The 6907-nt window shown below is 60.0% G+C and carries 5 protein-coding genes and 1 pseudogene; 5 read left to right on the top strand and 1 reads right to left on the bottom strand.

All coding sequences use genetic code 11. The annotated features are described in order from the left end of the window. Nucleotides 1-510 precede the first annotated feature (510 nt). The 5 genes and pseudogenes from PHE40_RS10120 to PHE40_RS10100 form a co-directional block, all read left to right on the top strand. Nucleotides 511-930 (top strand): MerR family DNA-binding transcriptional regulator, encoded by a 420-nt coding sequence (locus PHE40_RS10120; protein ID WP_299961398.1) that lies wholly within the window; start codon nt 511-513, stop codon nt 928-930. Between the two features lie 22 nt (nt 931-952). Then, entirely contained in the window at nt 953-2077 is a 1125-nt protein-coding gene (locus PHE40_RS10115; RefSeq protein WP_299961396.1) for a thiolase family protein, read from the top strand. Nucleotide 2078: 1 nt separating this feature from the next. Then, nucleotides 2079-4451 (top strand): 3-hydroxyacyl-CoA dehydrogenase/enoyl-CoA hydratase family protein, encoded by a 2373-nt coding sequence (locus PHE40_RS10110; RefSeq protein ID WP_299961395.1) that lies wholly within the window; start codon nt 2079-2081, stop codon nt 4449-4451. A 17-nt stretch (nt 4452-4468) separates the two neighbouring features. Beyond that, nucleotides 4469-6241 carry an acyl-CoA dehydrogenase C-terminal domain-containing protein gene (locus tag PHE40_RS10105; protein WP_299961393.1) on the top strand — a complete coding sequence of 591 codons (1773 nt, stop codon included), beginning with the start codon at nt 4469-4471 and terminating at the stop codon, nt 6239-6241. 25 nt (nt 6242-6266) lie between these two features. Beyond that, nucleotides 6267-6491, top strand: a pseudogene (locus PHE40_RS10100) (transposase); the annotation flags it as partial. 214 nt (nt 6492-6705) lie between these two features. On the opposite strand, the gene PHE40_RS10095 reads toward PHE40_RS10100, so the two are convergent. After that, the coding region (locus PHE40_RS10095) for a hypothetical protein (protein WP_299961391.1) at nt 6706-6907 on the bottom strand (202 nt) is incomplete at its 5' end.

The raw sequence follows: 6907 nt of genomic DNA, 5'->3' as shown, positions 1-6907 counted from the left end.
ACACGCTGCCGGTTCAGGGAGAACCGGCGGCATAGTCCTGGAGTATCCGTTTAAGGCTCTTGGGCGCGAGCGCCACGAATTGCGTCATACCAGGATAGGTAGGTGGTTAGCCTGAATCAACAATTGAGATGTTGGTGCAAGGTGGCCTGAAGTTCGTTGTGTGTCGCATCGCGTGAGCCATGCGGCCGCGAGGGGGAGCTTCTGCAAATTGGCGGTTTGAACGTGCAGCGGAATATAACGCACGCCTTGCACGGCCATGCGGAAGGTCCACAGGAACTCCACCCCGATGGCGTCGTTACGACAGGAGAAAGCCGCGTAAACAAAGAGAAAAGCACCATTTCCACGCATTTTGTGCCCTGAGACGAATTTTGTGGCCAGGTAAACTCCCTCTAGACAAAGAGATTAAACATAACCTATACGTAAATACCATGCTGTTTTCGTCAGACCATGGAACTTGTCATGCTTGAGGCGTCCATTGCTCAAAAACCAAAAACAGGATTGATCACAACCATGTCTTCTTCTCAGGCTCCTGCTGCGGTAAGCGGTGATACTGCCTCGTTCTACTCTGTCAGCCAGTTGGCAAAGCAGCTTGGGCTGACAGCGCGAACCATTCGTTTCTACGAGGATAAGGGGCTGATTGCTCCGCAGCGCGCCGGGACTGCGCGGGTTTATACGCATCGCGACCGCGCCCGCCTCGTGTTGATCCTGCGCGGCAAGAAGCTCGGCTTCTCGCTGCGTGAGATCCGCGACTACCTTGACCTTTACGATGCCGCGCCAACTCACCATCTGCAAACGCATCAGCTGCTGCTGCTGGTGCGCAAGCGGGTGGCCAAATTGCAAGAGCAGCGCGTCGCCATCGACCAGAGCCTTGCCGAACTCACTGAAATCGACCGTCAATGCGAGGCCGTGCTGGCCAGTCAGGCGGAATAACCCAACAAAGCTGGAGTGTTCCATGACCAATGCTGTGATTGCGGGCTATGCCCGTTCTGCTTTTACGCCGGCTGGAAAGGGTGCGCTGGCGCGAGTCCGGCCCGACGAGATGGCGGCGGATGTTGTCCGCGCGCTGGTGGCGCGCACCAAGGTAAATGTAGAGGATATTGAGGATATTCTCGCCGGGTGCGCCTTTCCCGAGGGCGAGCAGGGGCTGAATGTGGCACGGTTGATTGGGCTTTTGGCGGAATTGCCGCTCTCTGTCGCAGGGGCCACGATTAACCGGTTTTGTGGCTCGTCGATGATGGCCGTGCATATCGCGGCAGGGGCGATTGCGATGGGGGCGGGTGATGTCTTCATTTGCGCCGGGGTGGAGAGCATGAGCCGGATTCCGATGGGCGGATTCAACCTGTTGCCTTCGCCCAAACTCTACGCCGCCAAGCCGGAGGCGTATATCGGCATGGGTGAGACGGCGGAGAACGTCGCCGGGCGCTGGCAGATTTCACGCGAAATGCAGGAGGCGTTTGCCCTGGAGAGCCAACGCAAGACGGCGGCGGCACAGCAGGATGGGCGGTTGGACGAAGAGATCGTGCCGATGGGCGAGGCGGTGCGCGATGGGTGCCTGCGTCCCGAGACGACCGCCGAGGCGTTGGCCGGCTTGAAGCCTGCGTTCTCCCAGACCGGGACGGTGACGGCGGGGACGTCCTCGCCGTTGACTGATGGGGCGTCGGCCGTGCTCGTGTGTTCTGAGGATTATGCGCGGCGTCATGACCTGCCGATGCTGGCGCGGATCAAATCCGTGGCCGTGGCGGGGTGTGCACCGGAGGTTATGGGGATTGGCCCGGTCGTGGCCTCACGCAAGGCGATGGCGCGGGCGGGGATCGAGGCGGGCGCGCTCGATGTCGTTGAATTGAACGAGGCGTTTGCCTCGCAGGCGCTGGCCTGTATGCGCGAGCTTGGGCTCGATGCGGCCAAGGTCAATCTCGATGGCGGGGCGATTGCGCTGGGCCATCCGCTCGGCGCTACCGGGGCGCGCATTACCGGCAAGGCGGCGGCGCTGCTCAAGCGCACCGGCGGGCGCTATGCGCTGGCGACGCAGTGCATTGGCGGCGGCCAGGGGATTGCCACGGTGCTGGAGGCGATTTGAGATGGAGGAGATTCGTTCCATTGCTGTAATTGGCGCGGGCGTTATGGGGGCGAGCATCGCCGCCCATGCCGCCAATGCGGGAGCAAATGTACTGCTCTTGGATGTCGTCAAACCCGGCGAGGCCAACCGCAATGCGGTGGCGCAGGGGGCGATTGAGCGGTTAAAGAAAATGGACCCGGCGCCGCTGATGGGCAAGAATGCTGTCGGGCGAATCAAGACTGGGAATATCGAGGATGATCTGGGCGCGTTGAAGGATGTGGACTGGATTGTTGAGGCGGTGGTCGAGCGGCTTGATATCAAGCAAGGGCTTTATCAAAAGCTCGATGCGGTGCGCAAGCCTGGTTCGGTGGTATCTTCCAATACATCCACAATTCCACTGAAAGAACTTTGTTCCGGCCTGCCCGGTTCGTTTACCCGCGATTTCTGTATTACACATTTTTTCAATCCGCCGCGCTATATGCGGTTGCTTGAAATTGTCGGTGGCGAAGGTGAGCAGTTTGCGCCATTGCACAAATTTGCCGACGAGAAGCTTGGCAAAACAGTCATTAAATGCAACGATACGCCGGGGTTCATCGCCAACCGGATTGGCACATACTGGATTCAGTCGGCGATGGTGCTGGCGTTGGAATTTGGTCTCGAGGTCGAAGAAGCTGATGCGATTATGGGCAAGCCTGTGGGCTTTCCCTCGACCGGCGTGTTTGGCCTGATGGATCTGGTGGGGATTGATCTCAGTCCGCATGTCAACGCATCTCTGGCCCGGCTGCTACCGCCAAGCGATGTGTTTCACAGCATGAATCGTGATACGGCGATGATCGGCACGATGATTGCGCAGGGCTATACCGGCAATAAGGGCAAGGGCGGTTTTTACCGCTCGACGCGCGGCGCTGACGGCAAGCGGGTGAAGGCGGCGCTGAATTTGCAGGCGGCGGCGAAGGGGGATCTTGAATGGCGCCCCTCGGTGCGGGCGGAGATTGCGCAGGTTAAGGACGCGCGCGCGGATATTAAAAAGTTACTCGAGGATAGCAGCAAGTTCGGTAAATATGCGTGGGGCGTTCTGGGCCGCGTACTGGTCTATGCGGCGTCTTTGGTGCCTGAGATTGCTGGCGACATTGCCGATATTGATGCGGCGATGCGGCTGGGTTATACCTGGAAGTTCGGGCCGTTTGAGTTGATCGACCGGATCGGCGCGGAGTGGGTTTCGGCTCATCTCGCGGAATTGGGTCTGACGGTGCCACCGATTTTGCAGCAGATCGGCGCGGACAAATTCTACCGGGCGAATGCGGCGGGCGTGTTGGAGCAGTTTGCGCTGGGTGGAGGGTATAAGCCGATCCGCCGGGCGCCTGGGATCTTGCTCCTCGAGGATATTAAACGGGTGCAAACACCGCTGTTCTCGAACAAGGTTGCCTCCACTTGGGACCTTGGTGATGGCGTGTTGTGTTTCGAGATCCATGCGGAAATTCGCCATGCGATGTTGAACATGCTCGATGGCGATGTTTTGTCCATTTTGGAGAAAACCCTCTCGCTGGTTGGCAAGAGTTACAAGGCGCTGGTGCTCTATAATGACGATCTGCGCGAAATGCCGCATAAGACGAATTTTTCGACCGGGGCGAATATCGGCATGGCCTATATGCTGGCCAATATCCGGCTCTGGGGAAAAATCGAAGGATTCATCAAGGACGGACAGAAGCTTTACACCGCGATGCGCAATGCGCCGTTTCCTGTGGTCGGCGCGCCCGCGGGGCGGGCACTCGGCGGGGGCTGCGAGATGTTGCTGCATTGTTCGGCGGTGCAGGCTTATGCGGAGAGCTATATTGGGCTGGTCGAGGTTGGTGTTGGCCTCGTGCCCGGCTGGGGCGGTTGCACCACGATGCTGAGCCGCTGGCAGGAAGACTCGAAAATGCCCAAAGGGCCAATGCCGGCGGTGGCAAAAGTGTTTGAAATTATCTCAACCGCGACCGTCTCGCGCTCGGCGGCAGAGGCGATCGAACTGAAGTTCATGCGCCCGAGCGACGGCATCACTATGAATCGCGACAGGCTGCTTGGCGACGCCAAGGCCCGCGCCCTGGCGTTGGTGGCGGGTTACGCGCCGCCGCAGGCGCTGGCACTGCATCTGCCGGGGCCCTCCGGGCGCGTGGCGCTGGCGCTGGCGCTGGAAGGGTTCCACAAGCGCGGCATTGCCACGGATCATGATGTAACCGTCTCCGGTGCATTGGCGGATGTGCTCAGCGGCGGTAAGGTGGAGTATGCCGATGAGCTTTCGGAGACGGATGTCATGACGCTGGAGCGGCAATCCTTCATGGCGCTGATCCGCACCAAGCAAAGCCAGGCGCGGATCAAAAGCATTATCGATTCCGGGAAGCCCTTGAGAAACTAACGGAAGGAAAACCAGACATGCCGATCTACAAAGCACCGATTGAGGACATGCGCTTCGTCCTGCACGAGCTGCATGACAGCAAATCCATTGCCGCGTTGCCGGGGGCTGAGGATTTCACCCCAGAACTTCTCGACAGTGTGCTGGAAGATGCCGCCAAGGTGACCGAGGGCTTGCTGTTCCCTATCAACCAGAGCGGCGATCTGGAAGGCTGCACCTTTGAGAACGGTGCCGTGCGTACACCGTCCGGGTTCAAGGCCGCATATGATGCGTTCCGCGCGGGCGGCTGGACCGCGATGGCGTCGTCGCCGGAATTTGGCGGGCAGGGGATGCCGATTGCGGCGTCGCTGCTCGTGGAAGAGATGATGTGTGCGGCGAATATCTCGTTCAGCCTTTATCCGGGCCTGACGCACGGGGCGTACACCACGCTCTATCATCACGGTACCGAGGCGTTGAAGCAGACCTATCTGCCAAAAATGGTCTCTGGTGAGTGGTCCGGCACCATGTGTCTGACCGAGGCGCATTGCGGTACCGATCTGGGGATGTTGCGCACCAAGGCCGTGCCGAACGGCGATGGAACCTACGCCATCACCGGCAACAAAATTTTCATCTCGGCTGGCGAACACGACATGACCAGCAACATCATCCATCTGGTGCTGGCCCGCCTGCCGGATGCGCCTGCGGGGGTGAAGGGGATTTCGCTTTTCGTTGTGCCGAAATTCCTGGTCAACGAAGATGGCAGCCTGGGCGCGCGCAATGGCGTCACCGCCACTGCTATCGAGCATAAGATGGGCATCAAGGGGTCGGCCACCTGCGCCATGTCGTTCGACGGCGCCAAGGGCTGGCTGCTCGGCGAGCCGAACAAGGGCCTGCGGGCCATGTTCACGATGATGAACACCGAACGGTTGTCGGTCGGGATTCAGGGGCTGGGCGTGGCGGAAGTCGCGTATCAGAATGCAGTGGCCTATGCGCGCGAGCGGATTCAGGGACGAGCACTCACCGGGGCGAAGAACAAGGACAAGCCTGCGGATTCGATCCTCGTGCACCCCGATGTGCGGCGAATGCTGCTGACCATGCGCGCCAATATCGAAGGCTGCCGCGCGCTGGCTGGCTGGGTTGCGCGGGAGATCGACGTGCTGCACCTTTCAGCGGATGCGGATGCCAGGCTGGTGGCTGATGATTTCACCGCGTTGCTGACCCCGGTGGTGAAGGCGTTTTTCACCGATCTCGGCTTCGAGATCTCCTCGCTCGCGGTGCAGTGCTACGGCGGGCATGGCTATATCCGCGATCACGGCGTCGAGCAGTATGTCCGCGATGCGCGCATTGCCATGCTCTACGAGGGCACCAATGGCGTGCAGGCGCTCGATCTGGTCGGGCGCAAGCTGCCTGCCGAGGGAGGGCGCTTGCTGACGCGCTTTCTCGATCCGGTGTTGGAATTCTGCGAGGCCAATGGCGGCGAGGACATGGCGCCGTTTGTCGGGCCGTTTCAGACCGCACTGGAGCATTTTCAGATCGCGACCGGGTACATCATGGAGGCGGCGATGTCCGATCCCAACGAGATCGGCGCTGCCTCGGTGGATTATCTGCGGCTGTTCGGGCTGGTGGCGCTCGGCTTCATGTGGGCGCGGATGGCAAAAATCGCAATGCCAAAGGCGGCGGAGCGTTTCTATAAGGCCAAGCTCATTACCGCGAATTTCTATATGCAGCGGCTCCTGCCGCAGACCGGCGCCCTGCTCGCGGTGATCCAGTCCGGGGCCAAGACGGTGATGGCGTTCGAGGACGCAGCGTTCTGAAGCGAAACACGACATGGACTCCGCTCAACACCGCGCCAAGATCCACTCCACCAACCCGTTGGAGAGGATGAATGGCGAAATCAAACGCCGCGCAGATGTCGTCGGCATCTTTCTTAACGCGGCCGCTGTCGTCAGGCTCATCGGCGCCTTGCTGCTCGAACAAAATGATGAATGGGCTGCAGTATGGACATCACGTAGAGGCTATCTTGGAGCGTCGCGCGCTGAGTCGTGCAAACGAAAGCCTGATTGAAGCGTTTGCCTTAGTACATTGCCGCTCTGTCGTGGTTGTTTTGAGGGGTTGTGTGGCTCACAGGCTTTTCCAGAAAGTGCTGCACCCCGGCGGCGGGGGAGCGCACAGCGAACTCGCCCCCCGGCCCGCCGCTCTTCACCGTCGTCCGCCCGAGGGGATTGTGAGGGGAAGCTGGTGGGAAGATGCGGTGCGAAACCGCGTGCTTCCAGCTTGGTCAGGGCCAGCGCTGCGCAGCGTGCAGCCGCGCAGGATGGCGACAGCATTCGTGGTTACCTGGTAGACCAGGATGTAATACCAGCCCCGATTGAGTATAACACATTGCCCAATCGCGCGATCCGATTGAGCTGATGCGCTGTGGATTGGCAATCAGCCAGTTCCATGCGGTTTTGCATGCTTCGATGATTTCATCATAGGTC

The sequence above is a fragment of the Acidocella sp. genome (assembly GCF_028687955.1).
Classification (GTDB): Bacteria; Pseudomonadota; Alphaproteobacteria; order Acetobacterales; family Acetobacteraceae; genus Acidocella.
The sequence above is the reverse complement of the archived record's forward strand: the minus strand, read 5'-3'. Positions and strand labels throughout refer to the sequence as shown.

Excerpts from the sequence above, each read along its gene's own strand:
- PHE40_RS10120 (WP_299961398.1), top strand. The coding sequence starts at position 511 with ATGTCTTCTTCTCAGGCTCCTGCTGCGGTAAGCGGTGATACTGCCTCG.
- PHE40_RS10115 (WP_299961396.1), top strand. The coding sequence starts at position 953 with ATGACCAATGCTGTGATTGCGGGCTATGCCCGTTCTGCTTTTACGCCG.
- PHE40_RS10110 (WP_299961395.1), top strand. The coding sequence starts at position 2,079 with ATGGAGGAGATTCGTTCCATTGCTGTAATTGGCGCGGGCGTTATGGGG.
- PHE40_RS10105 (WP_299961393.1), top strand. The coding sequence starts at position 4,469 with ATGCCGATCTACAAAGCACCGATTGAGGACATGCGCTTCGTCCTGCAC.